This window comes from Streptomyces sp. NPDC049887 (assembly GCF_040656535.1).
Classification (GTDB): Bacteria; Actinomycetota; Actinomycetes; order Streptomycetales; family Streptomycetaceae; genus Streptomyces.
In genome coordinates this window covers 1-24,280 of the sequence record NZ_JBFAMM010000034.1, presented here as the reverse complement: position 1 = coordinate 24,280, position 24,280 = coordinate 1, and the positions used below count along the sequence as shown (strand labels likewise).

20 protein-coding genes are annotated in these 24,280 nt (G+C 74.8%); 10 read left to right on the top strand and 10 right to left on the bottom strand.

The window, feature by feature from the left end; all coding sequences use genetic code 11:
- Positions 1–8 precede the first annotated feature (8 nt).
- The 4 genes from AB0J10_RS29875 to AB0J10_RS29860 form a co-directional block, all read right to left on the bottom strand.
- Entirely contained in the window at positions 9–1,580 is a 1,572-nt protein-coding gene (locus AB0J10_RS29875; protein WP_363065892.1) for a DUF4139 domain-containing protein, read from the bottom strand.
- A gap of 4 nt (positions 1,581–1,584) precedes the next feature.
- Positions 1,585–3,735 (bottom strand): DUF4139 domain-containing protein, encoded by a 2,151-nt coding sequence (locus AB0J10_RS29870; protein ID WP_363065971.1) that lies wholly within the window; start codon positions 3,733–3,735, stop codon positions 1,585–1,587.
- 417 nt (positions 3,736–4,152) lie between these two features.
- A complete protein-coding gene (locus AB0J10_RS29865) occupies positions 4,153–5,157 on the bottom strand; it encodes an acyl-CoA dehydrogenase family protein (RefSeq protein WP_363065890.1) in 1,005 nt (334 codons plus the stop codon).
- A 2-nt stretch (positions 5,158–5,159) separates the two neighbouring features.
- Complete coding sequence (locus AB0J10_RS29860; RefSeq protein ID WP_363065888.1) at positions 5,160–6,311, bottom strand: acyl-CoA dehydrogenase family protein; 1,152 nt, start codon at positions 6,309–6,311, stop codon at positions 5,160–5,162.
- 49 nt (positions 6,312–6,360) lie between these two features.
- Here AB0J10_RS29860 and AB0J10_RS29855 point away from each other — a divergent pair, with 49 nt between their 5' ends.
- From AB0J10_RS29855 to AB0J10_RS29835, 5 genes are all read left to right on the top strand, one after another.
- Positions 6,361–7,149 carry an SDR family oxidoreductase gene (locus AB0J10_RS29855; RefSeq protein ID WP_363065886.1) on the top strand — a complete coding sequence of 263 codons (789 nt, stop codon included), beginning with the start codon at positions 6,361–6,363 and terminating at the stop codon, positions 7,147–7,149.
- 137 nt (positions 7,150–7,286) lie between these two features.
- Positions 7,287–7,901 carry a TetR/AcrR family transcriptional regulator gene (locus tag AB0J10_RS29850; protein WP_363065884.1) on the top strand — a complete coding sequence of 205 codons (615 nt, stop codon included), beginning with the start codon at positions 7,287–7,289 and terminating at the stop codon, positions 7,899–7,901.
- A 36-nt stretch (positions 7,902–7,937) separates the two neighbouring features.
- Positions 7,938–9,095, top strand: coding sequence for an acetyl-CoA C-acetyltransferase (locus tag AB0J10_RS29845; RefSeq protein ID WP_363065882.1), 1,158 nt, complete (start codon positions 7,938–7,940; stop codon positions 9,093–9,095).
- Between the two features lie 243 nt (positions 9,096–9,338).
- The gene (locus AB0J10_RS29840; RefSeq protein WP_017947512.1) at positions 9,339–9,542 is read left to right on the top strand and encodes a cold-shock protein; all 204 of its coding nucleotides are present in this window, start codon (positions 9,339–9,341) and stop codon (positions 9,540–9,542) included.
- Positions 9,543–9,646: 104 nt separating this feature from the next.
- Positions 9,647–11,377 (top strand): DEAD/DEAH box helicase, encoded by a 1,731-nt coding sequence (locus AB0J10_RS29835; protein ID WP_363065880.1) that lies wholly within the window; start codon positions 9,647–9,649, stop codon positions 11,375–11,377.
- Between the two features lie 63 nt (positions 11,378–11,440).
- On the opposite strand, the gene AB0J10_RS29830 is transcribed toward AB0J10_RS29835, so the two are convergent.
- Genes AB0J10_RS29830 through AB0J10_RS29815 form a run of 4 tightly spaced genes read right to left on the bottom strand, consistent with a single transcriptional unit; the run spans position 11,441 to position 14,831 of the window.
- Positions 11,441–12,490: a nitronate monooxygenase gene (locus AB0J10_RS29830; protein WP_363065878.1), complete on the bottom strand. Its 1,050-nt coding sequence runs from the start codon at positions 12,488–12,490 to the stop codon at positions 11,441–11,443.
- A complete protein-coding gene (locus AB0J10_RS29825) occupies positions 12,487–13,236 on the bottom strand; it encodes a CoA-transferase (protein WP_363065877.1) in 750 nt (249 codons plus the stop codon). Before AB0J10_RS29825 ends, AB0J10_RS29830 begins: the two co-directional genes overlap by 4 nt.
- Positions 13,233–14,084: a CoA-transferase gene (locus tag AB0J10_RS29820; protein ID WP_363065875.1), complete on the bottom strand. Its 852-nt coding sequence runs from the start codon at positions 14,082–14,084 to the stop codon at positions 13,233–13,235. The genes AB0J10_RS29825 and AB0J10_RS29820 overlap by 4 nt, the downstream gene beginning before the upstream one ends.
- Before the next feature lie 3 nt (positions 14,085–14,087).
- A complete protein-coding gene (locus AB0J10_RS29815) occupies positions 14,088–14,831 on the bottom strand; it encodes an enoyl-CoA hydratase family protein (RefSeq protein WP_363065873.1) in 744 nt (247 codons plus the stop codon).
- Between the two features lie 66 nt (positions 14,832–14,897).
- On the opposite strand from AB0J10_RS29815, the gene AB0J10_RS29810 reads away from it, so the two are divergent.
- Together AB0J10_RS29810 and AB0J10_RS29805 are read left to right on the top strand one after the other, a co-directional pair.
- Positions 14,898–15,821: an SDR family oxidoreductase gene (locus AB0J10_RS29810; protein WP_363065871.1), complete on the top strand. Its 924-nt coding sequence runs from the start codon at positions 14,898–14,900 to the stop codon at positions 15,819–15,821.
- A 1-nt stretch (position 15,822) separates the two neighbouring features.
- Positions 15,823–16,764 (top strand): SDR family oxidoreductase, encoded by a 942-nt coding sequence (locus AB0J10_RS29805; RefSeq protein ID WP_363065869.1) that lies wholly within the window; start codon positions 15,823–15,825, stop codon positions 16,762–16,764.
- 439 nt (positions 16,765–17,203) lie between these two features.
- Here the strand turns inward: AB0J10_RS29805 and AB0J10_RS29800 are convergent, their stop codons facing one another.
- Positions 17,204–18,760: a HEAT repeat domain-containing protein gene (locus AB0J10_RS29800; protein ID WP_363065867.1), complete on the bottom strand. Its 1,557-nt coding sequence runs from the start codon at positions 18,758–18,760 to the stop codon at positions 17,204–17,206.
- Between the two features lie 23 nt (positions 18,761–18,783).
- Positions 18,784–19,683 (bottom strand): hypothetical protein, encoded by a 900-nt coding sequence (locus tag AB0J10_RS29795; protein WP_363065865.1) that lies wholly within the window; start codon positions 19,681–19,683, stop codon positions 18,784–18,786.
- 266 nt (positions 19,684–19,949) lie between these two features.
- Here AB0J10_RS29795 and AB0J10_RS29790 point away from each other — a divergent pair, with 266 nt between their 5' ends.
- From AB0J10_RS29790 to pepN, 3 genes are all read left to right on the top strand, one after another.
- Positions 19,950–20,720, top strand: a complete 771-nt coding sequence (locus AB0J10_RS29790; RefSeq protein WP_363065863.1) for a serine protease — start codon at positions 19,950–19,952, stop codon at positions 20,718–20,720.
- A 556-nt stretch (positions 20,721–21,276) separates the two neighbouring features.
- Positions 21,277–21,615: a chorismate mutase gene (locus tag AB0J10_RS29785; RefSeq protein ID WP_138055910.1), complete on the top strand. Its 339-nt coding sequence runs from the start codon at positions 21,277–21,279 to the stop codon at positions 21,613–21,615.
- 53 nt (positions 21,616–21,668) lie between these two features.
- A complete protein-coding gene (gene pepN, locus AB0J10_RS29780) occupies positions 21,669–24,164 on the top strand; it encodes an aminopeptidase N (protein ID WP_363065861.1) in 2,496 nt (831 codons plus the stop codon).
- Positions 24,165–24,280: the final 116 nt, after the last annotated feature.

Below are 24,280 nucleotides of genomic sequence, written 5' to 3'. Positions count from 1 at the left end.
GCGGGGTCTCAGAGCCCGGTGACCCTGGCGCTCGCCGAGAGTTCGTAGACCAGCGTGACCGTGCGGTGGCCGCCGGGCGGGAGGGCGACGTCCCAGCGGGCCATGCCGTCGGCGTCGAGCACGTCGGGCGGCGGCGAGCAGGCTTCCTTGCGCAGGCTCACCTCCACCGCCGAGACCTCGGACACCGGGATCCGCTCGCGGAGGACGACCACCCGATCCCCCTGCTCCCCGGGGGCGGAGAAGCGGGACAGGTGCAGCCGGACCGTGCGGGTGACCACGGTCCGCTGTGTGATCCCGGCGGTGGAGCGGGCCTCCTCCGCCTCCCGCACCACACGGTGGTCGTCGGAGCTGCCGAAGGCCAGCTCGGCCGGGGCGCCGGGGGCCGTGAAGTCCAGGGTGCCGCGGCCGGTGAAGCCGCTGCCGCGGATCAGGTCCACGGGCCCCGCGAGCAGTGCGTGACCGGATCGGTTGTCGAACCGCACCACCTGCGTGACCAGCGGGGACAGCTCGGGTGAGCAGGCGTACTCGCTTCGCGCGTCGATCGTGAAGGCGGAGACGGGCACCCGGTGGGCGCGGCCGTCGCCGGCCACCGAGACCGGGGCGGGGGACTCCAGCACCCGGACCTCGCCGCCGTCGTCCACCCCGGGCAGGCCGACCACCGGCGCCGGGCCGAGGTCCCCGATCTCCTCCTCGCGCAGTTCGACGTCGACCGTGCGGCGCTCGGCCGCGGAGCGGTCCCTGAGCGTCAGCCGGTCCTCGCCGAGCCGCGGCGGGTCGGTGGCGAGTGCCGAGCGGGCGGTCGAGAACGTCAGCCGTGCGTCCGACCAGTCCTCGCCGGTGCGCTGCCAGACCATCGCGTCGGTCTCCAGCGTCAGGGTCCCGCCGTCGAGCACGGCCCGGTAGACGGGCCGCCACAGGGCACACGGAGTCAGATGGCTGAGCCTCAGGCGGGCCGGTCCGGCCGCCGCGGCGTCCACGGTCAGCTCGATGTGGCCGATCAGCTCGGCGGGCTCCGTCTCGGCGAGGGCCAGCGCCCGGCGGGTCTCCCCGAGTCCGGCCGCGACGGTGGCCAGCCGGGCCTCCACGGTGCGGAGTTCCTCGCCGCGGGTGTCGCGATCGGTGTCCACCCGGTCCAGTTCACGGGCCCAGCGCTCCGGTTCGGCCTCGCCCGCCCCGGCGCCCTCACCGATCTCCCGCAGCAGATCGGCGGCGAGCCGGCCGAGCAGGTCGAGGCGGGCCCGGAGGCGGTCGCGCCGCTGTTCCAGGGCATGCTGTTCTTCCTGGAGTTGGTGCTCGCGACGGCGGAGTGCCGAGTCGTCGCCGGTGGGCGGCTGCGGGTTCCGCGGCGTCCAGTCGCGGACGATCCGCAGATCGAGCACGCTCGCCGGACGCTCCGCGTGATCGGTCGTCAGCTCGGCGTGCAGGGTGCGATCGACGGCCGTCGCGGCGACGGGTCCGAGACGCAGCCGCTGGACCCCGGCCTCCAGGTCGAGCACGGCGACGCGCTCGACGTGGGCCCGGTCCTCCAGGCACGTGACGGCGGTGACGGGAAGGGGGATCGGCGGCGGGACGGTGGACATGGAGTCAGCTCCTCCGGTTGCCGCCGGCCAGACCCTTGCCGGCCGGGATGCGGATCTCGTAGCCACCGTCGAGCGCGGCGCTGCCGCCGGCGGGAAGGTCCACCCGCCAGACGCGGGCACCCGGGGCGTGGTGCTCGGGCCCGTCACCGTCCACGGGCGCCGCCCAGTCGGCGCGCTCCTCGATCCGGACGTCCGGTTCCGAGGTGACCGGGACGCGCTCGTGGACCTCCACGGTGACAGGGCTCCCCAGCCGGTTGGCCAGCTCCACGTGGACGCGGTGGTCGAGCACGGTGGTGCCGTTGCGCAGCCCCGCGGCGGACTCGCGCAGCTCGGTACGCCGGGTGACCCGGACGGCCTCGGCCGGCCCGAGGCCCACCCGGCGCTCCCCGCCGGGGGCGAGCGTGGGCAGTGCGGCGGTCAGGACGAAGCCGTCGTCGACGGTGACCTCCACCGGGCCGGCCAGGAGCGCCCGTCCGGTGGCGTTGGAGAGCACCAGCGTGGCGTACACGGTCTCCTCGACGGACGGCACACAGACGTACTCCGTACGCAGATCGACCGGCATCTCCGTGACGGTGACGGTGTGCCAGGTGCCGTCCGACGGAACGTCGGCGCGTGCGGCGGAGTCGAAGCGGTGGTCGAAGGAGCCCGCCGACTCGCGGGGCCGTACGGCGTGCCCGGGCAGCGGCAGGGCGGCCACCCCCTCGGCCCGGCGGCGGTGCTCGGCGGCCACCAGGTCGCCGGACGGCGCCGGGAAGAGCCGCCCCCGTCGTCCGCGCTGCTCGTCCGGACCGCTGAGGACGAGGCCGGCGTAGTCGAGCTCGGCACCGCTGGGCCGCGGAGGCCCGGCCACCGGCTCCCGCGGCGGTGGCGGCGCGGGACTGCCGGGAGCGGCAGGCGCAGCGGGGGCGTGGGCCGCGAAGGACGCAGCGCGCGCCCGAGGCCCGGCGCCCGGCCGTGCCCCGGCCGGGCGTGCGAGGTCGGGCACCCCGCCGCCGAATGCCGCCGGGGCGGGGCCGGCCGTACCGCCGGGGACCGGCGGCGCCCCGGGCGGAGCGCCGTAGCCCTGCGGAACCTGCGGGGGCGGCGGGGCGGGAACGGGTGGTGAACCGACAGCCACGGGCAGGCCGCCGGCCTCGGCACCGGCCGCGGGGCGCGGCCCCGCCGCGTCGTAACCCACGAACAGGTCGGCGAGTCCTGCCGGGGGCTCGCGCCAACCGGAGGGCGCGGGGGCGGGCTGACGGCGCCCGATCCGGATCGAGCGGAGCCTCGGCAGGTCCGTACGCCGACGCAGGTCGGCGGTGGACAGGCCGATGCGTACGCCCGTCCAGTCCTCGCCGGTGCGCTGGGCGACCGAGGCGCGCAGCACCAGTCGGCCGCTGCCGTCGCCCTGACGGTGGGTGAGCCGATAGGCGGGCACCCAGACCGCGCCCGGCACCCCGTACTCCAGCTCCACCTCCGTCGCCTCCGGCCCCGGCTCCCGCCCGCCCTCTCCGACCCCGGCTCCGGCTCGCGCTCCGGCCTCTACCTCGACTCCGGCTTCGGCCCCGGCCCCGGTTCCGGTGAGTGTCAGGACCACGGAGACCGTGGTCTCCACATGCGCCGACGGTGCGCCGGTGGAGGCGCGTTCGAGCCTTGCCACCGCGAGGTCGAACTCGTGGTCGACGGCGCGCAGCGCCTTCTCCAGTTCGGCGAGCCCGGCGTGAAGAAGCGTCAGCCGTTCGTCGACGAAGTCGCCGAGTCCGAGCCAGGCGTCGACCGGTGTGCGGCGGTGCGGGTCCTCGCGCCTGCGGGTGGGCGGGACCGGACGCAACGCCTGGACCTCTTCGATCAGGCCGAGTTGACGGTCCCTGCGCCCCTCCGCCGCCGCGTGCTCGTCGCGCAACCGCTCGACCTCGCGCCACAGGGCGTCGGAGTTCTCGGCGGCGACCGGCTCCGCCTCGACCTCCACCCGGGCTTCGGCGACCCGTACGCCGGACCCGCCCAGGACCCGTGCCCGCAGGGAACCGGCGTCCAGTGAGCGGGGCAGTCCCGTCACCCGCACCCGGCCGTCCGGCGGCACGACTCCCCGGGCCAGCCGGCGGCAGAGCGCCCCCTGCGCGTACACGACGACCGAATCGAGGGTCGATCCCCACCGCCGTGCCGTCTCGGCCGTCATCCGCCAGCCCCCGCCCCCAGTTGCGTCCACGTGCAGTGAAGCCTACGCGAGGGCCCACCCGCCCGGCGGCCTCCGGACGCCCCGGGTCCCGGCTCCCGTTCGGTGTCGGCGAGCGGACGTGCGGGGCTTTGGTGCACCGGAAGCACGGGCTTGTGGCGGCGTCGGAGCTACGCGCGGCACAGGCGGTTCACGCGGATCGGGCGGTCCCGGGGAAGAGAGGCGCCATGCCCGGCACCGGCCGCACCGGCGCGCACGGCCGCACCGGCGGCCGTTCCCGCCGACGGAAGGGCGGCGTGCCGGCGGCGGAGGTGGTTCGGGCAGCACCGGCGCACGGCGTATCCGCACGCGCACGCCGGCCGCGCACGCCGGCAGCGGGCCGCGCCCCACCCGTCGGCCACGCCCCCCGCTGCGTCCCGGCTACGCAGAGGCGGAGGCCCAGCCCTCCAGCACCGCCGCCCTGCACTGCGCCGGGGTGCCCCACGCGTCCCGCAGCGGGCGCGCCTTGCGCAGCCACAGCGACAGGTCCAGCTCGTCGGTGTAGCCGACGGCACCGTGGAGCTGGAGCGCGGTGCGGGCGGCGGCGTACGCGGCCTCGCCCGCGGCGGTCTTCGCCGCCGCGACATCGGCGGCGGTGAGGGTGAGCGCCGCCCCGTGCACGAGCGGCCGCGCGAACTCCAGGGCGATCAGCGTGTCCGCCAGCCGGTGCTTGACCGCCTGGAAGGAGCCGATCGGCGCCCCGAACTGGCTGCGCTGCCGCACGTAGGCGACGGTCCGCTCCAGCAGTGCGAGTCCGACGCCGAGCGCCTGGGCCGCCGTCGCGAGCCGCGCCCAGCCCGTCGCCTGCCGCACCGCCGCCGTGACGGCGGGCCCGGCGGCGACCACCTCCCCGCCCGCGCCGGGCACGGCGAGCCGCCGCACCGGGTCGACGGAGGCGCGGACGGGCCCGTGCCCGGCGGCGATCCGCAGTGCCGTGCCGTCGCCGTCGCCGCGGTCGACCACGAGCAGACGGTCCGCCGCGTCCGCGTCCAGGGCGTACGGCCCCGTCGCCGACGTGTGCAGCGAGACCAGCAGGCCGCCCGACGCGATGCCGGGCAGCAGGCGTTCGGCGAGTGCGGGCTCGTCCAGGGCCGCCACGAGCACCGCGCCCGCGACCGTCTCCACCAGTGGCCCCGGCGCGGCGTGCCGGCCCAGCTCCACGAACGCGAGGGCCAGTTCGACCGGCAGCGTCCCGAGCCCCTCGTACGCCTCGGGCACGGCCAGCGCGGGCACGCCGGAATCGGCGATCCGCGTCCACAGCGCCCGGCCGGGTGCGGCGTCGCCCGCCGCCCAGGCGCGCGCCACCGCGGGCGTGTCCGCGGCCGACAGCAGCGCGTCCAGCGAGCGGACGAACGCGCGCTGTTCGTCGGTCGGCAGGAAGCGCATGGTCAGCGGCGTCCCTTCGGCAGGCCGAGCAGCCGCTCGGCGATGATGTCGCGCTGTATCTCGTTCGTGCCCGCGTAGACCGGCCCGGCCAGGGCGAAGACGTACCCCTCCGTCCACCCGCCGGGCCCGTCCGCCGGCTCGCCCGCGGCGCCGAGCAGGTCGAGCGCCGTCTCGTGCAGGGCGATGTCGTACTCGGACCAGAACACCTTGTTCAGGCTCGACTCCGCGCCGATCGCCGAGCCGGCCGCGAAGCGCGAGGCGCCCGCGCACGTGAACAGCTGGTACGCCCGCGCGCCGATCACCGCGTCCGCGACGCGGTCCCGCAAAGCCGTGTCGGACGGGTCGGCCGCGGCGCCCCACAGCTCCACCAGGCGCCGCGCGGCGGCCAGATAGCGGCCGGGGGAGCGGAGCACGAGCCCGCGCTCGCTGCCCGTCGCCGACATGGCGATGCGCCAGCCCTGCCCCGGTTCGCCGATCACGTCCTCGTCCGGGACGAACACCTCGTCCAGGAACAGTTCGGCGAACGCGGGCTTCCCGTCCAGCCGGCGGATCGGCCGGACCGTGACGCCGGGGGCCCGCAGGTCGAACATCAGGTACGTCAGCCCCCGGTGCGGCCGCCCGGCGTCCGGATCGGTGCGGAAGAGCCCGAACGCCCGGTCCGCGAACGCCGCCCGCGACGACCACGTCTTCTGGCCGGACAGCAGCCAGCCGCCCGCCGTTCGGACCGCGCGGGAACGCAGCGACGCGAGGTCCGAGCCGGCCTCCGGCTCGGACCAGGCCTGGGCCCACACGGTCTCGCCGCTCGCCATGGGCGGCAGGATCCGGGCCCGCTGCTCCTCCGTGCCGTGGTCGAACAGGGTGGGCGCCAGCAGGCCGATGCCGTTCTGGGAGACCCGGCCGGGGGCGCCCGCCGCGTAGTACTCCTCCTCGAACACCAGCCACCGGAAGACGTCCGCCCCGCGCCCGCCGTACCGCTCCGGCCACGACACCGCCGACCAGCGGTCCGCGGCCAGCCGCGCCTCCCACCGCCGGTGCTCGGCGAAGCCCTCCCGGGTCTCCAGCGAGGGCAGCGGCGCGTCCGGGACGTGTACGCGCAGCCAGGCGCGGGCCTCGGCGCGGAACGCGTCCTCGTCCGCCGTGTGCGTCAGGTCCATCAGCGCACCTCGGTTCCCTAACAAGTGTTTGGTAGGTTAACGTGCCGGTGTGACGGACAACAAGGCTCAGTACGTTCCGGGGCACGCGCTGCTGGCCGGCCGGACCGCCGTCGTCACCGCCGCCGCCGGGGCCGGGATCGGCGGGGCCACCGCCCGCCGGCTCCTGGAGGAGGGCGCACGGGTCCTCATCGGGGACGTCCACGCGCGACGGCTGAAGGAGACGGAGAAGGCGCTCGCGGACGAGTTCGGTCCGGACGCCGTCGCCTCCCTGGTCTGCGACGTCACCGACGAGACGCAGGTGCGTGCCCTCTTCGACGAAGCGGTACGGCTCCACGGCGGTCCCGACGTCGTCGTCAACAACGCGGGCCTCGGTGGGACGGCCGCGCTCGTCGACATGAGCGACGCCCAGTGGTCCCGTGTCCTCGACATCACCCTGAACGGCACGTTCCGGTGCACCCGGGCCGCGCTGCGGGCCTTCCGCGACACCGGCCGCGGCGGTGTCGTCGTCAACAACGCCTCCGTCGTCGGATGGCGGGCCCAGGCCGGGCAGGCCCACTACGCGGCCGCCAAGGCCGGGGTCATGGCCCTCACCCGGTGCGCCGCCGTCGAGGCGGCGGAGTTCGGGGTCCGCGTCAACGCCGTGGCCCCCAGTCTCGCCATGCACCCGCACCTGGTGAAGGTCACCTCCGCCGAACTGCTGGCGGACCTCACCGCCCGCGAGGCGTTCGGTCGGCACGCCGAGCCCTGGGAGGTCGCCAATGTGATCGTCTTCCTCGCCAGCGGCTACTCCTCGTACATGACCGGCGAGACCGTGTCCGTCAGCTCCCAGCACCCGTAGGGGCCGGGGTGGACCGGACGAGCGCAGGCCCGGGGCGGGAACGGGCCGTCCAGAAGCCGGCCCCCGACCGGGCGTCCCCGGCACCCGGACGGCGCCGGCCGTCCCCGGACCGCCCCGGGGCGGACCAGAATGGACATGTGGCCACGACCAAGAAGAAGAACCAGGTGAACGCCTCGCCCGAGCGGCGCCGCGAACTCCTCGGCACCGCCGCCGAGGTCTTCGCCGCCCACGGCTACAACGCCACCACCGTGCGCAGGATCGCCGACGAGGCGGGAATGCTCGCGGGCAGCCTCTACTACCACTTCGACTCCAAGGAGTCGATCGTCGACGAGATCCTCTCCACCTTCCTCGACGAGCTGTGGGCGGGGTACGACGCCGTCCTCGCCGCCGGGCTCGGGCCGAGGGAGACCATCGAGGCGCTCGTCACCGAGTCCTTCCGGGAGATCGACCGGCACCGCGCGGCCGTCGCCATCTACCAGAAGGAGTCCCGGCACCTGTCCGCCCTGCCCCGCTTCCGCTATCTCGCCGACTCCCAGCAGAAGTTCGAGAAGGCATGGCTCGGCACGCTGGAGCGCGGGGTCGCCGCGGGCGCCTTCCGGGACGACCTGGACGTCCGGCTCACCTACCGCTTCGTCCGCGACACGGTGTGGGTCGCGGCGTCCTGGTACCGGCCGGGCGGCCACCACGCCCCCGAGGAGATCGCCCGGCAGTACCTGTCGATGGTCCTGGACGGCATCGCCGTACGGGACTGAGTCCCGCACATCCGCCCGACAACCCACGGAGCAGCCATGGCCGAGGCATTCATCGTCGAAGCGGTCCGCACCCCGGTGGCCCGGCGCGGGGGCGGCCTCGCCGCCGTGCACCCCGCCGATCTGGGCGCGCACGTCCTGAGGGCCCTGGTCGACCGCTGCGGCATCGACCCGGCGGCCGTGGACGACGTCGTCTTCGGCTGCCTCGACACGGTCGGACCGCAGGCGGGCGACATCGCCCGGACGAGCTGGCTGGCCGCCGGGCTGCCGGAGGAGGTGCCCGGCGTGACGGTCGACCGCCAGTGCGGCTCCTCGCAGCAGGCCGTGCACTTCGCCGCGCAGGGTGTGATGTCCGGCACACAGGACCTCGTCGTCGCCGGCGGTGTGCAGAACATGTCGCAGATCCCCATCGCCTTCGCCTCCCGGCGGGCCGCCGAGCCGCTCGGGCTGACCGAGGGCCCGTTCGCCGGCAGCGAGGGCTGGCGGGCCCGGTACGGCGACGCGCCCGTCGACCAGTTCCACGGCGCCGAACTCATCGCCCGCAAGTGGGGCATCACCCGCGGTGACATGGAGGAGTACGCCCTCGGCTCGCACCGGCGGGCCGTGCGCGCGATCGACGAGGGCCGCTTCGCCCGGGAGACCGTCGCCCACGGCGACGTCACCGTGGACGAGGGCCCGCGGCGCGACACCACCCTGGAGCGGATGGCCGCCCTGCCGCCCGTGGTCCCGGGCGGCACGATCACCGCCGCCTGCTCCTCCCAGGTGTCGGACGGGGCGGCGGCGATGCTGCTCGCGGGCGAGCGGGCCGTACGGGAGCACGGACTGACCCCCCGCGCCCGCGTGCACCACCTGTCGGTACGCGGTGAGGACCCGGTCCGGATGCTCTCCGCGCCGATCCCGGCGACGGCGCACGCACTGGGGAAGACCGGACTGACGATCGACGACATCGACCTCGTCGAGATCAACGAGGCCTTCGCCCCGGTGGTGCTGGCCTGGCTGAAGGAGACGGGCGCCGACCCGGACCGCGTCAACGTCAACGGCGGCGCCATCGCCCTCGGGCACCCGCTGGGCGCCACGGGGGTCCGGCTGATGACCACGCTGCTGCACGAACTGGAGCGCACGGGCGGCCGGTTCGGGCTCCAGACGATGTGCGAGGGTGGCGGCCAGGCGAACGTGACGATCATCGAACGGATGTAGCTCCGTACACCGGACGCGGCCCCGGCGCGCCGACCGCCGGGGCGGGGCCGGCTCCCTGATTCCGGGCCTGCGGGGTGGAACCCGCCGAGCGGAGGAGCCCGGTCCGCGGCGAGACGTGCTACGTTGTGACGGTTGCAGTTTGGTACCCATGAACTTTATGCGCGCCTGACGGGAATGATCCGCAGGCGCGTTATCGTTTTTCCGGCATCTCCGGATGGGGCCCCTACCTATCGGGAGAATGACATGGCCACCGGCACCGTGAAGTGGTTCAACTCGGAAAAGGGCTTCGGCTTCATCGCGCAGGACGGCGGCGGCGCCGACGTCTTCGCCCACTACTCCAACATCGCCACCCAGGGCTTCCGTGAGCTCCAGGAGGGCCAGAAGGTCACCTTCGACGTCACGCAGGGCCCGAAGGGCCCGCAGGCGGAGAACATCGTCCCCGCCTGACGCCCCAGGGCTGTCCCGAGGACGCGTACCACGCGGCCGGGGCCCGCACCCTCGCGGTGCGGGCCCCGGCTTGTGCTGTGCTCAGCACCAGGAAGGCAATTCGCATGACTCGTTCCGCACGCCCCGCCCGCAAGCGGCCGGCCGAGCGCACGCCGAAGCGGGCCCCGAAAGGGGCCGGCGGTGCCCGCCGTACGGCGGGCCCGCAGGAATTCACCGTTCCGGAGCCCCGTGTCCCCGGCCTGCCCGCCGTCCGGGCCTTCGAGGAGCTGACGGACCTGCCGGCGGCGCTGCTGAAGGCCCTCGCCGCGCAGGGGGTCACGGAACCGTTCCCGATCCAGGCGGCGACGCTGCCGAACTCGCTCGCCGGCCGTGATCTCCTCGGGCGCGGGCGTACCGGATCCGGCAAGACCCTCGCCTTCGGGCTGGCGCTGCTCGCCCGTACCGCCGGGCGCCGGGCGGAGCCGGGGGCTCCCCTCGGCCTGGTGCTCGTTCCCACCCGGGAGCTGGCACAGCAGGTGACGGACGCCCTCACCCCCTACGCGACCGCGGTGAACCTGCGTCTGGCGACGGTCGTCGGAGGACTGTCGATCACCAAGCAGGCCAACCAGCTGCGGCGCGGCGCCGAGGTGCTCGTGGCGACTCCGGGGCGGCTGCAGGATCTCGTCGAGCGAGGCGACTGCCGCCTCGGCGAGGTGGCGGTCACGGTGCTGGACGAGGCCGACCAGATGACCGACATGGGTTTCCTCCCCCAGGTCACCGCCCTGCTGAAGCAGGTGCATCCCGGCGGGCAGCGCATGCTCTTCTCGGCCACCCTGGACCGGAACATCGACCGGCTGGTACGGGGGTTCCTGAGCGACCCCGTGGTGCATTCGGTCGACCCGTCCGCCGGTGCCGTCACCACCATGGAGCACCACGTCCTGCACGTCGCCGACGAGACCGACAAGAAGGCCGTCACCGTGCGGATAGCAGCCCGTGACGGCCGCGTCATCCTCTTCCTCGACACCAAGCGTTCCGTGGACCGTCTGGTCAAGCGGCTGCTGGCCAGTGGTGTACGGGCGGCCGGCCTGCACGGGGGCAGGACCCAGCCGCAGCGCAACCGCACCCTCGACCAGTTCAAGAACGGCCAGGTCAGCGCGCTGGTCGCCACCAATGTCGCCGCCCGAGGCATCCATGTGGACGATCTGGATCTGGTCGTGAACGTCGATCCGCCGACGGACCACAAGGACTATCTGCACCGGGGCGGCCGCACCGCGCGGGCGGGCGGGTCGGGCAGCGTCGTGACCCTCGTACTGCCGGACCAGAAGCGGGAGATGACCCGGCTGATGGTGGACGCCGGCATCACCGCGCGTACGGCCGCCGTCAGGTCCGGCGACGAGGAGCTGGCCCGGCTGACCGGAGCCCGTGAACCGTCGGGGGTGGCGGTGACCGTCGAGGCGCCCCGAGCCCAGCAGCCGACCACCGCGAAGTCCCGGCCGAAGCGGAGGCGCACGCAGGACGGCGGCCGTGCCGGTGGACGTGACGGGGCCGCCCGAGAGGACGGCGGCGCTCGCACCGACGGCGGGCGCAGGACCGGCGCGCGCGCCGAGGCCGGCCGCACGGAGCGCGGCACGGCCGACAGTGGACGAGCCAGGGGCGGCCGCGCCGCCAAGGGCGGAGCCGGCCGTGACGACGGCGGACGTGCGAGGGGCGGCCGCGCCGCCAAGGGCGGCGCCGGCCGCGGAGAGACCGGACGCACCGGTGCCGGACGGGCCGGGGACGGCGCGGGGCAGAACCGCGGACGCACCGCGGGCCGGCCGCAGGGCGGGTCCAGGGGAAGCAGGGCGACGGCCCGCTGATGCCGTGACCGGGACCGCTGGGCAGCCGCTCTGCGGCCCCGGCCCGGAACCGGTACGGACGGCTCAGGCCGAGCTCCCCAGCCCCCGCAGCACCCCCTCCGCCTCCGCCATCACCCGGGCGACCAGCTCCCCGCAGCTCGGCAGGTCCCCGATCACACCCGCGACCTGGCCGGAGGCCATCACGCCGAGATCGGTGCGGCCCTCGACCATCGCGGCCCGCAGCAGCATGGGCGTGTTCGCGGCGAGGAGTACCTGGCTCCAGGAGAGGTCCTTGCCGTGCCGCAGCGCGAGGCCGTCGCGGACCATCTCCGGCCAGGACAGCCCGGAGAGCTTCCGGAAGCCCGCCGCCCTGCGCAGCGCGTGCAGCAGGGCGCGGACGCGACCGGAACGTTCCAGGGCCTCGACGAGGTCGGAGCGGAGCATGCGGTGCGGCAGGCCGTCGACGGCGGTGGTGACCGTGACGTCCCTGACGGACGCCGCCAGATAGCGGGCCTTCACCGCGTCCGGCACCGTCGAGTCTGACGTGAGCAGGAAGCGCGTGCCCATGGCGACGCCCGCGGCCCCGTACGCGAGGGCCGCCACCAGACCGCGTCCGTCGTGGAATCCGCCCGCCGCGACGACCGGGATGTCCACGGCGTCCACCACCTGCGGCAGCAGCACCGTCGTCGCCACGTCCCCGGTGTGCCCGCCGCCCTCGCCGCCCTGCACGATCACGGCGTCGGCGCCCCAGGCCGCGACCTTCTCGGCGTGGCGCCGCGCGCCGACCGACGGGACCACGACCACGCCGGCGTCCTTGAGCTCCGCGATCAGCTCCCGGGACGGGGCCAGCGCGAACGACGCCACCCGTACGCCCTCGTCCACGACGATCCGAACCCGTTCCCGGGCGTCCCCGGCGTCCGCCCGCAGATTGACCCCGAACGGAGCCTCCGTGCGGGCCTTCACCTCGCGGACCGCCTGCCGCAGCCGGGCCGGCGTCATCGTCGCGGAAGCCAGGACGCCCAGGGCGCCGGCGTTCGCGGCCGCCGAGACCAGCCGAGGTCCCGCCACCCAGCCCATGCCGGTCTGGACGATGGGGTGCCGCACCCCGGTGAGTTCGGTGAGCGCCGTCCTCATCGGGCCCCGATCTCACGGTCGCGCCGGCCGTCCGGATCGAGCACCTCGCGGATGAGCCGCAGCTCCTCGGCGGTGGGTTCGCGAGTGCACGGGACGGAGCCGCCGCCGGGCAGGGCGAGCGGGAAACCGGTCGCCTCCCGGGCCTCCTCCACGGTCACGCCCGGATGCAGTGAGCACAGCCGCATCGACCGGTCCCGCGTCTCGAAGTCGAACACGCCCAGGTTGGTGACGACCCGCGGGATGCGGTGGAAGCGCGCCCCCTCCGCACGGTCGTACCCGACGCCGCAGACCATGTCGACCTTCTCGACGAAGACCCTGCGCGACTGCCGGGGTACCCAGTAACTGACCGGATTGTTGAGCGTGTTGACCGGTGCTCCGCGCACACCGAGCAGCTGGCGCGCCGGCCGGGCCCAGTCGCCGATGCAGGAGATGTTCTGGTTGCCGTACCGGTCGAGCTGGCTCGCGCCCATCATGACGTGCCGTCTGCCGCCCGTGACCATCGTGAGGTGACGGCGGTACGGAAGCCAGCCCTCCACCTCGTCCCCGGGACCGACGAGCAGCGCCTCGCCGTCGGTGAGCAGCAGTTCGGGGGAGAAGGTGTGCCGGGCGAGCCGGGCCCCGAGGGACGGGATCACCCCCATGGGACTCGCCAGCACCTCCCCGTCGCCGCGCCAGGTCTCGGCACAGGCGATCACGCAGTACTCGGACCGGGACGGTGCAGGGACGCGGGTCTGGTCGACGGTCACCGCTGCTCCTCGTGCCAGGTCCGCACGGCGGACCGGTAGGCGTGCTCGTCGGGACCGGACAGGAAGCGATCGGTGAACTCCGACCACGGCGTGGTCGCGTACAGCTGCTGGAAGGGCTCGTCCCGGGCGTGGTCGGGGGCGCAGGACGTGAAGTGCGCCCCGCCCGGGGCCTCGACGACCCCTGTGACGCTGTGCCGTCCCACCAGCAGGGTCTGCGGGGCGGCGTCCCTGGTCAGCTCGGCCGTGTCCACGAGCCGCTCGCACGAGACGTACGCCGCGTCGGCCGCCTCGCAGAAGAGGTCGTCGAAGTACGGGTCGGGCCCGAGGTACTGGCCGTTGCCGAGGCGGTCGGCACGATTGAGGTGGACCAGGGCGGCGTCCAGGCGCAGTGCGGGGACGGCGACGAACTCCTCGCCGTCCTCGTACGGTGAACGGACCGTGCGCAGTTCCGGGTTGACCCGCATGACGTCCGAACCGAGGCCCGACCGCACGGGCATGAAGGGCAGCCGGTTGGCCGCGGCGTGCAGCCCCCACATGAACATCGCCTCGTCGAGCTCCGTCATCGCGATCGCCCCGGATTCGCGGGCCGCCCTGAAGTGGGGTTCCAGGGGCACCGAGTCGAGCGTCGCGAACGGCGCGACGAGCCTGCGGACCCGCCCCGCGGCACAGAGCATCCCCACGTCCGGGCCGCCGTAGGAGACGACGGTCAGGCCGGTGATCCCGGATCGCAGCAGCGCCCTCACCAGGGCCATCGGCTTGCGGCGCGAGCCCCAGCCGCCGATGCCGACGGTCATGCCGCTGCGCAGCCGTCCCGCGACGTCGTCTGCGGTCATCGTCTTGTCCGCCATGGGTCAGGCCCCCTTGCCGAAGGTGTCCCGGACGCGGCCCGCGGTCCCGGCGAGGTTCGCCTCGAAGGTGAAGCCCTGCTCGTACCGGTAGCTGCGGTGCACGTCCACGGGGTCGATGCCGTTGATGGCGGCCTTGGCGAGCCGGATCAGACGGCCGTCCTTGGCGGCGATCTCGCCCGCCAGCCCCAGGGCCGCGGCCCGGAGTCCGTCCCGGGGCACGACCCGCCAGACCGATCCGTGGGCGTGCAGTTCGGCCGCCGTCACGGTGCGGGAGGTGTAGTACAGGGTGCGCATCAGGTGCTGGGGGACCAGCCGGGCGAGGTGCGTGGCCGCCCCGAGCGCGCCCCGGTCCAGCTCCGGCAGCCCGAAGACGGCGTCGTCGGAGGCCACGACGGCGTCCGCGTTCCCGACGAGCCCGATCCCGCCTCCCAGGCAGAAACCGTGTACGGCGGCGACGACGGGGACCTCGCACTCGTAGACGGCCCCGAAGGCCTCGTGGCAGCCCCGGTTGGCGCCGATCAGGGCGTCGTGCCCGGCGTCGCGCTGCAACTCCTTGATGTCGACGCCGGCGTTGAAGCCGCGGCCCTCCGCGGCCAGGACCACACAGCGGACCTCCGGGTCCCGGCCGGCGCGGCGCACGGCGTCGGCGAGTGCGTACCAGCCGTGGACGGGAAGGGCATTGACGGGCGGGAAGTCGGCCGTCACGACGCGAACGCCCTTCTCCGGGCTTGCGGTGGAGACACCCATCAGCGGATCAGCTACCTTTCCACCAAACGTTTGTTAGGTGACTGCTCGTCAGGAAGGTAGCAGCCGATGGAGCTGGACGGGAGGGTCGCGGTCGTCACCGGCGGAACACGCGGTGTCGGCGCCGGCATCGCAAGGGCGTTCCTGGCGGCCGGGGCGGACGTCGTCGTCTGCGCCCGCAGGCCACCCGACGCCCCCGTCGCCTCCGCCGGCCGCGCGGCCCGGTTCCTGCCCGTCGACCTGCGGGACCCGGCCGCCGTCGAGGACTTCTTCGCCGACCTCGCACGCCGCCACGGCCGGCTCGACGTCCTGGTCAACAACGCCGGCGGGGCTCCGTACCGGCCGCTGGACGACGGCGGCCCGGCGCGGCACGCGCGGGTGCTCGAACTGAACCTGGTGGCACCGCTGACGGCCTCGCTCGCCGCCCGTCCGCTGCTGCGCGCCGCGCGCGGTTGCGTCGTGATGGTCGGCAGCGTGAGCGCGACCCGGCCGTCGCCCGGGACGGCCGCCTACGGAGCGGCCAAGGCAGGGCTGGAGAGCCTCGCCCGGTCCATGGCGGTGGAGTGGGCACCGGACGTGCGGGTGAACACGGTCGTGCCCGGAATGGTCCGCACCGAGTTGTCGCATCTCCACTACGGCGACGGGCACGGGATCGCGGCGGTGGGCCGGACCGTACCGCTGGGCCGGCTCGCCGAGCCGGACGAGATCGGGAACGCGGCGGTGTTCCTCGCGTCCCCACGGGCGGCCTACATCACCGGGGCCTCGCTGCTGGTCCACGGGGGAGGGGAGCGCCCCGCCTTCCTCGGCGCGGCGACGGTCAACGGGGGCGGGCCGGGCGGCGGGGCCGCGGGGGCGGGTGGGGCACTGGTGGACGGCGACGGGGCCGGAGCGGACCACGACCGGTCCGGGGCGGGCGGCGAAGTCGGGCCGCGCGGCGCCGTCGGCAGGACGGCCGGCGCCCCCTCGGGGGCCACCGACGACAAGGAGGGCTGAGATGAACGCAGTTGCCGGGATCTGCCGCGGCCGGGTCGTGGCCGTGACGGGTGCGGGCCGGGGGCTGGGGCGCGCGCACGCGCTGGCGTTCGCGGCGGAGGGCGCGCGGGTCGTGGTCAACGACCTGGGCGTCGGGCCGGACGGTACGCCCGGCGGGGACGGTGTGCCCGGCGGGGACAGCCCGGCCGGCCGGGTCGTCGAGGAGATCCGCGCGCGGGGCGGAGAGGCGGTGCCCCACTCGGGCGACGTGTCCTCGGCCGACGGCGCCGCCTCGCTGGTGGCGACGGCGCTCGGCTCCTTCGGGCGGCTCGACACGCTCGTCAACAACGCCGGGTTCCTCCGCGACCGGATGCTGGTCAATCTCGACGAGGACGACTGGGACGCGGTGGTGCGGGTCCATCTGAAGGGCCACTTCCTGCCCCTGAAGCACGCGGCGGCCCACTGGCGGGCCGAGGCCCGGGCGGGGCGCGAGCCGGCCGCCCGCGTCGTCCACACCTCCAGCGGGGCCGGGCTGCTGGGCTCCGTCGGCCAGGGCGGCTACAGCGCGGCCAAGGCCGGCATCGTGGGCCTGACCCTCGTCGCGGCGGCGGAACTGTCGCGCTACGGCGTCCAGGTCAACGCCATCGCCCCGGTCGCACGGACGCGCATGACGGAGCGGACCTTCGCCGAGACGATGGCGGCGCCCGAGGACCTCGGAACCTTCGACGCGATGGCGCCGGAGAACGTCTCGCCGCTGGTGGTGTGGCTGGGCTCGGTGGCGTCGGCGGGCGTCACCGGCCGGGTCTTCGAGGCGGAGGCCGGCCGCATCACGGTCATGGAGGGCTGGCGGCGGGGCCCCACGGCCGACCGCGGCGCCCGTTGGACCCCGGCGGAGGCGGGGGAGACGGCACTGAGACTCCTCGCGGAGGGAACGCCGCCGCAACCGGTGTACGGGGCGCGGTAGCCGGCACCGGCGGCCCGGGCCCCGGGTGCGGGGTCCGTGATGTCGGGGCGCGGTCACGGGCACCGGCGGGGTGCTCCCGGCGCTCCGGGCAGATCGCTCCGCGTAGGGTGCTCCCGGCAGGGTGACCGCCGCCCGTGGCTCGTCGCCTGTCGCCCGCGGCTCGGGGGTGGGGGCGGGGGTGTGCGGCCGGTGGCCGGGCCGGCCCGGGTGCGCGGTGTCCGACGGGTCCGGTGGTCGTGGTGCGGCGGCCCGGCGTCCGCCCCGGCCCGGTGCGCGGTCGTGGTGCGGGGGCGCGGTGGCGGGTTCCCGGGGTCGTGGCGGCCCGGGGCCCGGACTGGGCCCTGCCACCGGTCGCGCGGCCGGCAGCGTCCTGCCCGGCCCGGGAGGCGCCGCCCGGGACCGCGTCCGACCGACGCCCCTCGTCACCGGCGCCCGCCCGTCACCGCGATCTGGGTACCGTCGCCTCCAGGCGCAGCCGCACCTCTTCGTCCTCCACGTACTCCACGGCCTGGTCCGCCGTGGAGTACGCGTATCCGTCCGGGTCCTCGGTCTCCAGGATGCGGGCCAGCGCCCCGGCGGCACGGGGGTCCTGACGCATCGCCAGCCCACGTGCCGCCTCCGCCTCGATGTCGGGCACGGCGTCTTCGAGGCGGGCGGCGAGGGCGTCCCGGATCGCCGGGGTGTCCTGCTCGACGTCGGCCAGCACCGTCGTCGCCCAGTCCCTGACCCCGTCGTCCGGATCCCGGGTGAGCGCGACGACCGCCTCGACCCCGTCCGCGCGGTCCGCGGGCAGCAGTCCGTGCAGCGCCACCGCCACCCCGAAGCGCACCTCGGGATCCGGGTGCCCGGCGTGCCGGAGGATCTCCGTCACGCCGGCGGGGTCTGCCTGCTGCCCGAGCGCCGCCACCGCCGCCCGGATCACCTCGGGGTCGCGGGCCTCCCGCGACAGCTCCCGCAGCAGCGGCACGGACCGCGCCGGCATCCCGTCGTCCACGAGCCCCGCCAGTACGTCGGCCGCGAACATCTGCCGCAGCGGGTCCCCCGTCCCGCACCACGCGGTCGCCGCGCGGAAGGTGTCCTCGTCGCCGCGGCGCTGGAGGACCGCCACGGCCTCGGTCCAGTCGTCCCGGTCCGGGTCCCCGCCGCGCAGGGCGCGCTCGGCCAGGGTGCCGGCCGGGGTGCGCAGTCCCAGGTCCTCCTCCAGGAGGGTCGCCACGGCCGCGTGTCCGGTCTGCTGCTCGGCACCCGTGACCCCGCCCCCGTCGTGGTGCAGCTCGACCACGACGGTGACCCCGCCGTCCTCCTCCACCCGGCGCACGAGAGCCCCCACGAAGGTCGCGCAGTCGTCCCCGTGCTCCTCGCGGTGCCGCTCGGCCATCGTCCGGCGCAGCTCCTCCTCGATGTCGACGCCGAGCCGGCGCCGGGCCTCCGCGAGCGCGTCCTCCCGTCCCCCCGCGCCGTGCCGCAGCAGAGCACGGACGCTCGAGGGCGAGCCCCGCCGCGCGGCCGTGACCAGCGGGGGCTCCTCGCCGGGGCCCGGCAGGTCAGGGTCCGCCCCGTTCGCCAGCAGCAGTTCCACGGCCTCCGCGCGGCCCTGGCGGCAGGCCCAGGTCAGGGCGCGAACGCCATCCGCGCCCTCCTGGAGATCGGGGCGGGCTCCCGCCGCCAGCAGCGCCCGCATCACCTCGGTGCGGCCCCACACGGCGGCCCCGCACAGCGGCAGCTCCGCCCCGTCGGCACCGCTCGCCCGGTCCGGGTCGGCGCCCGCCGCCAGCAGCAGACGCACCATGACCGGCCGGTCCTGGGCCGTGGCCACGTACAGGGCGGTCTGCCCGTCCTCGTCCGTGGCCTCGGCCGGCGCCCCGGCCCGCAGCGCCCGCACCACAGCGTCGTCGTCGCCCCCGTACAGCCCCTCGAAGAGATCTTCGACCGGATCGGGCGCTTCGGCCGGATCCAGAACCGGTCTGCCGGTGTCCTCGGTCTCCTTGGTGCCCATACCAGAACCCTACGGAAGCCCCCTCAGGTGTCGCATTCGAGAACCGTCCGGCACAGCCCGCACCGCGCCCGCACCCGGCCCCGCACCGGCAGCCGGATCCGCTGGTGGCAGGTGGGGCAGGGGAACGTCACGCGCAGCACGCCGCCCGGCGCGTACTCGAAGGCGTACGGCGAGCCGTGTCCGGTCCGGCCCGGTCCCGGATGGTCCACGGCGTACCGCCGGTCCTTGGCGTAGCGGCGCCGTCCGTTCCACCCCGCCGCCGAGAGCGGGGGCTGCCGGCCGTCGCGCAGCGCCCGGTCCCTGCCCTTGGTGTAGGCGGAGTAGCCCTGCGGGCTGGTGAACCAGACCGATGGGTCCTCGTCGAAGACCTGTGCGCGTTTGGCCAGTACGTAACCGAATTCCTCAGGGGTCAGATAGCCCAGTTTCTGGCTGGAAACCTCGTCCTCGCGGTAGGCGTCGAGCAGCAGCCAGCCCGCTCCGAGATAGGTCGTCACCGTGTCGGTGAGGATCTCGTTGTCCCGGGTCCCGTTGAACTCCAGCCCGAGCCGGTGCAGCAGCACGTGCGTGATCTCGTGCGCGAGGGCCGCTCCGATGTCGCGGCGATGGCGGCGGAACCGGTCGTTCAGTTCGATGAAGTACTCGGGGCCCGCCGTGAGTTCCACGCTCGCGGCGTGGTGCATCTCCCGGAAGCTCACGATCATCCGGGCCTCCGGCAGCCGGAGCTGACGGACCAGTGCACGGGCCACCCGCTGGGCCCCGAGGTGGAGGTCGTCGTCGGCGGCGAAGGCGACGTCGGCCGGCGGGACGCTGCTCGCGTAGGCGTGCACGCCGTCGTACGAGAGCCGCTTGTGCAGTGCCGTGATCGCCGCCCGCACCGTGTCGAGGTGCGGGAAGCCGTGCACGACCTCGCTGCCGTTCGCCACGCCCGAACCCCCTGTGGGTGCTGTCCGAGGCCGGTCCGCCACCGGCCGGGAGGGCGGCCGGACCCTCCCGACTCTACGGCGCGCGACGGCCTCCCGACGGTTGCCCGCGGTGCCGTCGAGAGCTCTCGTCTGGCCGAAAAGTGCTTCTTGTGGGGCTCATGTGACGCTCCCCATAATCCGAACACGCTTTGACGGGCTCATGTCACTACCCATGGCGCGGGCCCGCCTGCGCGCACGCGTCAACCCCCCACGAAAGAAGGCAGACCTTGAACAAGTTCGTTCGCGCCCTCAAGAGATGCGCGGCCGTCGGCGCCGTCGTCCTCGCGGCCGTCAGCCTCCAGCCCGCCTCCGCCTCCGCCGCCGCCCCGCCCGTCGTCGGTGGAACCCGTGCCGCCCAGGGCGAGTTCCCCTTCATGGTCCGGCTCTCCATGGGCTGCGGCGGCTCCCTGCTCACCCAGCAGATCGTGCTCACCGCCGCCCACTGCGTCGGGTCCTCCGGCAACAACACCAGCATCACCGCCACCGCCGGTGTCGTGGACCTCCGCAGCTCCAGCGCCATCAAGGTCAGGTCCACCAAGGTCCTCCGGGCCCCCGGCTACAACGGCGACGGCAAGGACTGGGCGCTGATCAAGCTCGCCCAGCCGATCAACCTGCCGACGCTGAAGATCGCCGAGTCGGCCGCCTACAACAACGGCACCTTCACCGTCGCCGGCTGGGGTGCGGCCCGCGAGGGCGGCGCACAACAGCGCTACCTGCTCAAGGCACAGGTCCCCTTCGTCTCCGACGCCTCCTGCCGGCAGTCCTACCCGAGCCTGATCGCCGACGAGGAGATCTGCGCGGGCTTCACCCAGGGCGGCGTAGACACCTGCCAGGGCGACTCCGGGGGGCCCATGTTCCGCCGCGACAACGCCGGCGCCTGGATCCAGGTCGGCATCGTCAGCTGGGGCCAGGGCTGCGCCCGGCCCGACTACCCCGGTGTCTACACCGAGGTCTCCACCTTCGCCTCCGCGATCAAGTCCGCCGCGGCGACGCTGTGACCCGGCCGGGCGCCCCTCGCGCCGCACCGGCAGCGCACTGACCCGAGAGCGCGGCGGGGAAGCCGTCGCCGGCACCACAGGCGTACGTCCTCCCCGCCGCGTCACGTCTCCGCCCCCGCACCCCGCCGGTCTCTCGCCCGGCACCGGGCCGGGCGCGAACGTCGACACCCGCGCTGTTGGCCGGCACCGGTCCGGGCGGCGGCACTTCCCCAGCCGAAGTCCCCGCGTCCAGCCGGGCGGTTCCGGCCGCGCATCCCCGGCGGCGGCCACCTCCGCGACGGCCCGGTACCGCCGGGCAAGCCCCGTAGGCGTCCCCGTCCCACCGCCGCCGTCCGCCCGCCGCCGTCCGTCCGCCGCCCTCGGTGCGCCCGGTCCCGTCCCACCCGGCCGCGACGGCCCTGCCCACTCGCACCCGGCCGTCACCCGCCGTGCCGGTTCCGCCCCGATCCGCCTCCGCGAGCGGCTGGGCCGGGCGCCCCGCCGGCCGGAGCGACCGCGTCCCGGATGCCGAACACCCCCCGGCCGGCACCCCCCGGCCGACGTAAGCTCCCACCCCATGACCACCAGCGAGACGAGCGGCACCGACGACTCCGTCCTGGCCGAGCTCACCAGGCTGCGCGAAAGCATCGACAACATCGACGCGGCCGTCGTCCACATGCTCGCCGAGCGCTTCAAGTGCACCCAGCAGGTCGGCCACCTCAAGGCCGAACACGATCTCCCGCCCGCCGACCCGGCCCGCGAGGCCCGCCAGATCGCCCGGCTGCGCAGACTCGCCGAAAGCGCCAAGCTCGACCCCGGCTTCGCCGAGAAACTCCTGAACTTCATCATCGCCGAGGTCATCCGCCACCACGAGCAGATCGCCGACACCCCCGGCGCCGCCACCGGCAAAGGCTGATCAACACACATACCCCGTGTACGGGACCGGGGCCATCGGGCAGCATGGCCCCCATGCCCGTACTCACGCATGACGAAGCGCAGACCCGAGCCCAGCTCCTGGACGTCCGCCGCTACTCGGTCGAACTGGACCTCACCACCGGCGAGACCTTCGCGTCACGCACCGTCATCGGGTTCACCGCCCGCGCCACCGGCGACACCTTCGTCGAGCTCAAGCCCGCGACCCTGCGCTCGGCGACCCTCGACGGACGGCACCTCGACCCGGAGGAGCTCGTCGACAACCGGCTCCCGCTCACCGGACTCACCGAGGGGGAGCACGAGCTGCGCATCGACGCCACCATGCACTACTCCCGCACGGGCGAGGGCATGCACCGCTTCACCGACCCCGCCGACGGCGAGACGTACGTCTACACCCAGCTCTTCCTCGACGACGTGCAGCGCGTCTTCGCCGCCTTCGACCAACCCGACCTCAAAGCGGTCTTCGAACTGTCGGTGACCGCCCCCGAGGGCTGGACCGTCCTCGCCAACGGCGTCACCACCGACCACGGCGACGGCCGCTGGACCGCGGCCCCCACCCCTCGCATCTCCACCTACCTCGTGGCCGTCGCCGCCGGCCCCTGGCACTCCGTGCGCACCGAGCACCGGGGCCTGCCCTTCGGCATCCACTGCCGCCGCTCCCTCGCCCCCCACCTGGACGAGGACGCCGACGAGATCCTCGACATCACACGGCAGTGCTACGACCGCTACCACGAGAAGTTCGAGGAGCCCTACCCCTTCGACTCCTACGACCAGGCCTTCGTACCCGAGTTCAACGCCGGCGCCATGGAGAACCCCGGACTCGTCACCTTCCGCGACGAGTTCGTCTACCGCTCCGCCGTCACCGACACCGAACGCCAGACCCGCGCCATGGTCATCGCCCACGAGATGGCCCACATGTGGTTCGGCGACCTCGTCACCCTCCGCTGGTGGGACGACATCTGGCTGAACGAGTCCTTCGCCGAGTACATGGGCTACCAGACCCTCACCGAGGCCACCCGCTTCACCGAAACCTGGACCGACTTCGCGATCGGCCGCAAGTCCTGGGGATACGACGCCGACCAGCGCCCCTCCACCCACCCCGTCGCCCCCGACCCGGACAAGGTCCCCGACACCGCCTCCGCGCTGCTCAACTTCGACGGCATCTCCTACGCCAAGGGCGCCTCCGCGCTGCGCCAGCTCGTCGCCTGGCTCGGTGAGAAGGACTTCCTCGCCGGGATCAACATCCACTTCGCGCGCCACCGCTTCGGCAACGCCACCCTCGCCGACTTCATCGACTCCCTCGCCGACGCCACCGACCGCGACGTGCACACCTGGGCCGCCGCCTGGCTGCGCACCACCGGCGTCGACACCCTCACGCCGCGAATCACCGCGGGCACCGGCACCTGGCGCCTCGACATCGACCAGGACGGAAGCCGGCCGCACCGCGTCGCCGTCAGCGCCTACGACCGCGACCCCGTCGACGACCGCGCGCTCGTCCTGCGCGAACGCTTCGAGACCGACGTCCCCCAGGGCGAGAACGGCACCGTCCGCACCGGCCGCCGCCCCGACCTCGTCGTCCTCAACGACGGCGACCTCACCTACGCCAAGATCCGCCTCGACTCCGCGTCCGAGGAACGGGCCCGGCGCGACCTCTCCGGGATCCCGGACGCGCTCACCCGCGCCGTCCTCTGGAACAGCCTTCGCGACATGGTCCGCGACGGCCGGCTCGAACCCGCCGCGTACCTGGAGACCGCCCGCGCCCACCTCCCGCACGAGCGGGACCTCGCCGTCGTCCAGGGCGTCCTCGCGTTCGCCCGGGCCCAGATCGCCGACCGCTACCTCACGCCCGCGGACCGCCCCGCCGCGCTCGCCCTGCTCACCGGCCTCACCCGCGACCTCATCCGCCGCACCGAGGACGGCAGCCACCCCGACCTCCGCCTCACCGCCGTACGCCACTTCATCGACGCCGCCGCGCACCCCAACGGTCTCCACGACTGGCTCGCCGACGGCAGCGTGCCCGGCGGCCCCGCCCTCGACGCCGAGTTGCGCTGGCGCGTCCTCGGCCGGCTCGCCGTCCTCGGCGCCACCGACGAGGCCGAGATCGCGGCGGAACTCGACCGCGACCCCAGCGCCACCGGGCAGGAGGGCGCGGCCCGCTGCCGTGCCGCACTGCCCACCCCGGAGGCGAAGACGGCCGCGTGGGCCCGGCTGTTCGACACCGACGACCTGTCCAACTACGTCTTCGCAGCGACCGCGCAGGGCTTCTGGCAGCCCGAACAGGCAGACCTCGTCAGCGCCTACGTGCCGCGCTTCTTCCCGGCGGCCGTCGCCCTCGCGGACCGGCGCGGCCCCGCGATCGCGGAAGCGGCCGGGCGCTACGCCTTCCCGCTCCACTCCGTGGACGCGCAGACGCTGCGCCTCGGCGAGGAGTGCCTGCGCGACGCGAAGATGATCCCGCTGCTCCGGCGCAAGCTGGTGGACCAACTGGACGACCTGCGCCGGGCCCTGGGGGTGCGGGGGTACGCCGCGTAGGGCGGGTGCGCCGGGAGCGCGCGGCGCGTGGAGGCCCGCGCCGCGACGCCCCCGCGCCGGCGCCGCGACGCGCCCGTGCGGTGGCCGCCCCGCCCGCGCCTGCCCCGCCAGTGCCC

Excerpts from the sequence above, each read along its gene's own strand:
- AB0J10_RS29815 (WP_363065873.1), bottom strand. The coding sequence starts at position 14,831 with ATGGGTGTCTCCACCGCAAGCCCGGAGAAGGGCGTTCGCGTCGTGACG.
- AB0J10_RS29800 (WP_363065867.1), bottom strand. The coding sequence starts at position 18,760 with ATGGGCACCAAGGAGACCGAGGACACCGGCAGACCGGTTCTGGATCCG.
- AB0J10_RS29860 (WP_363065888.1), bottom strand. The coding sequence starts at position 6,311 with ATGGACCTGACGCACACGGCGGACGAGGACGCGTTCCGCGCCGAGGCC.
- pepN (WP_363065861.1), top strand. The coding sequence starts at position 21,669 with ATGCCCGTACTCACGCATGACGAAGCGCAGACCCGAGCCCAGCTCCTG.
- AB0J10_RS29810 (WP_363065871.1), top strand. The coding sequence starts at position 14,898 with ATGGAGCTGGACGGGAGGGTCGCGGTCGTCACCGGCGGAACACGCGGT.
- AB0J10_RS29785 (WP_138055910.1), top strand. The coding sequence starts at position 21,277 with ATGACCACCAGCGAGACGAGCGGCACCGACGACTCCGTCCTGGCCGAG.
- AB0J10_RS29875 (WP_363065892.1), bottom strand. The coding sequence starts at position 1,580 with ATGTCCACCGTCCCGCCGCCGATCCCCCTTCCCGTCACCGCCGTCACG.
- AB0J10_RS29820 (WP_363065875.1), bottom strand. The coding sequence starts at position 14,084 with ATGGCGGACAAGACGATGACCGCAGACGACGTCGCGGGACGGCTGCGC.
- AB0J10_RS29865 (WP_363065890.1), bottom strand. The coding sequence starts at position 5,157 with ATGCGCTTCCTGCCGACCGACGAACAGCGCGCGTTCGTCCGCTCGCTG.
- AB0J10_RS29830 (WP_363065878.1), bottom strand. The coding sequence starts at position 12,490 with ATGAGGACGGCGCTCACCGAACTCACCGGGGTGCGGCACCCCATCGTC.
- AB0J10_RS29845 (WP_363065882.1), top strand. The coding sequence starts at position 7,938 with ATGGCCGAGGCATTCATCGTCGAAGCGGTCCGCACCCCGGTGGCCCGG.
- AB0J10_RS29840 (WP_017947512.1), top strand. The coding sequence starts at position 9,339 with ATGGCCACCGGCACCGTGAAGTGGTTCAACTCGGAAAAGGGCTTCGGC.
- AB0J10_RS29870 (WP_363065971.1), bottom strand. The coding sequence starts at position 3,735 with ATGACGGCCGAGACGGCACGGCGGTGGGGATCGACCCTCGATTCGGTC.
- AB0J10_RS29835 (WP_363065880.1), top strand. The coding sequence starts at position 9,647 with ATGACTCGTTCCGCACGCCCCGCCCGCAAGCGGCCGGCCGAGCGCACG.
- AB0J10_RS29805 (WP_363065869.1), top strand. The coding sequence starts at position 15,823 with ATGAACGCAGTTGCCGGGATCTGCCGCGGCCGGGTCGTGGCCGTGACG.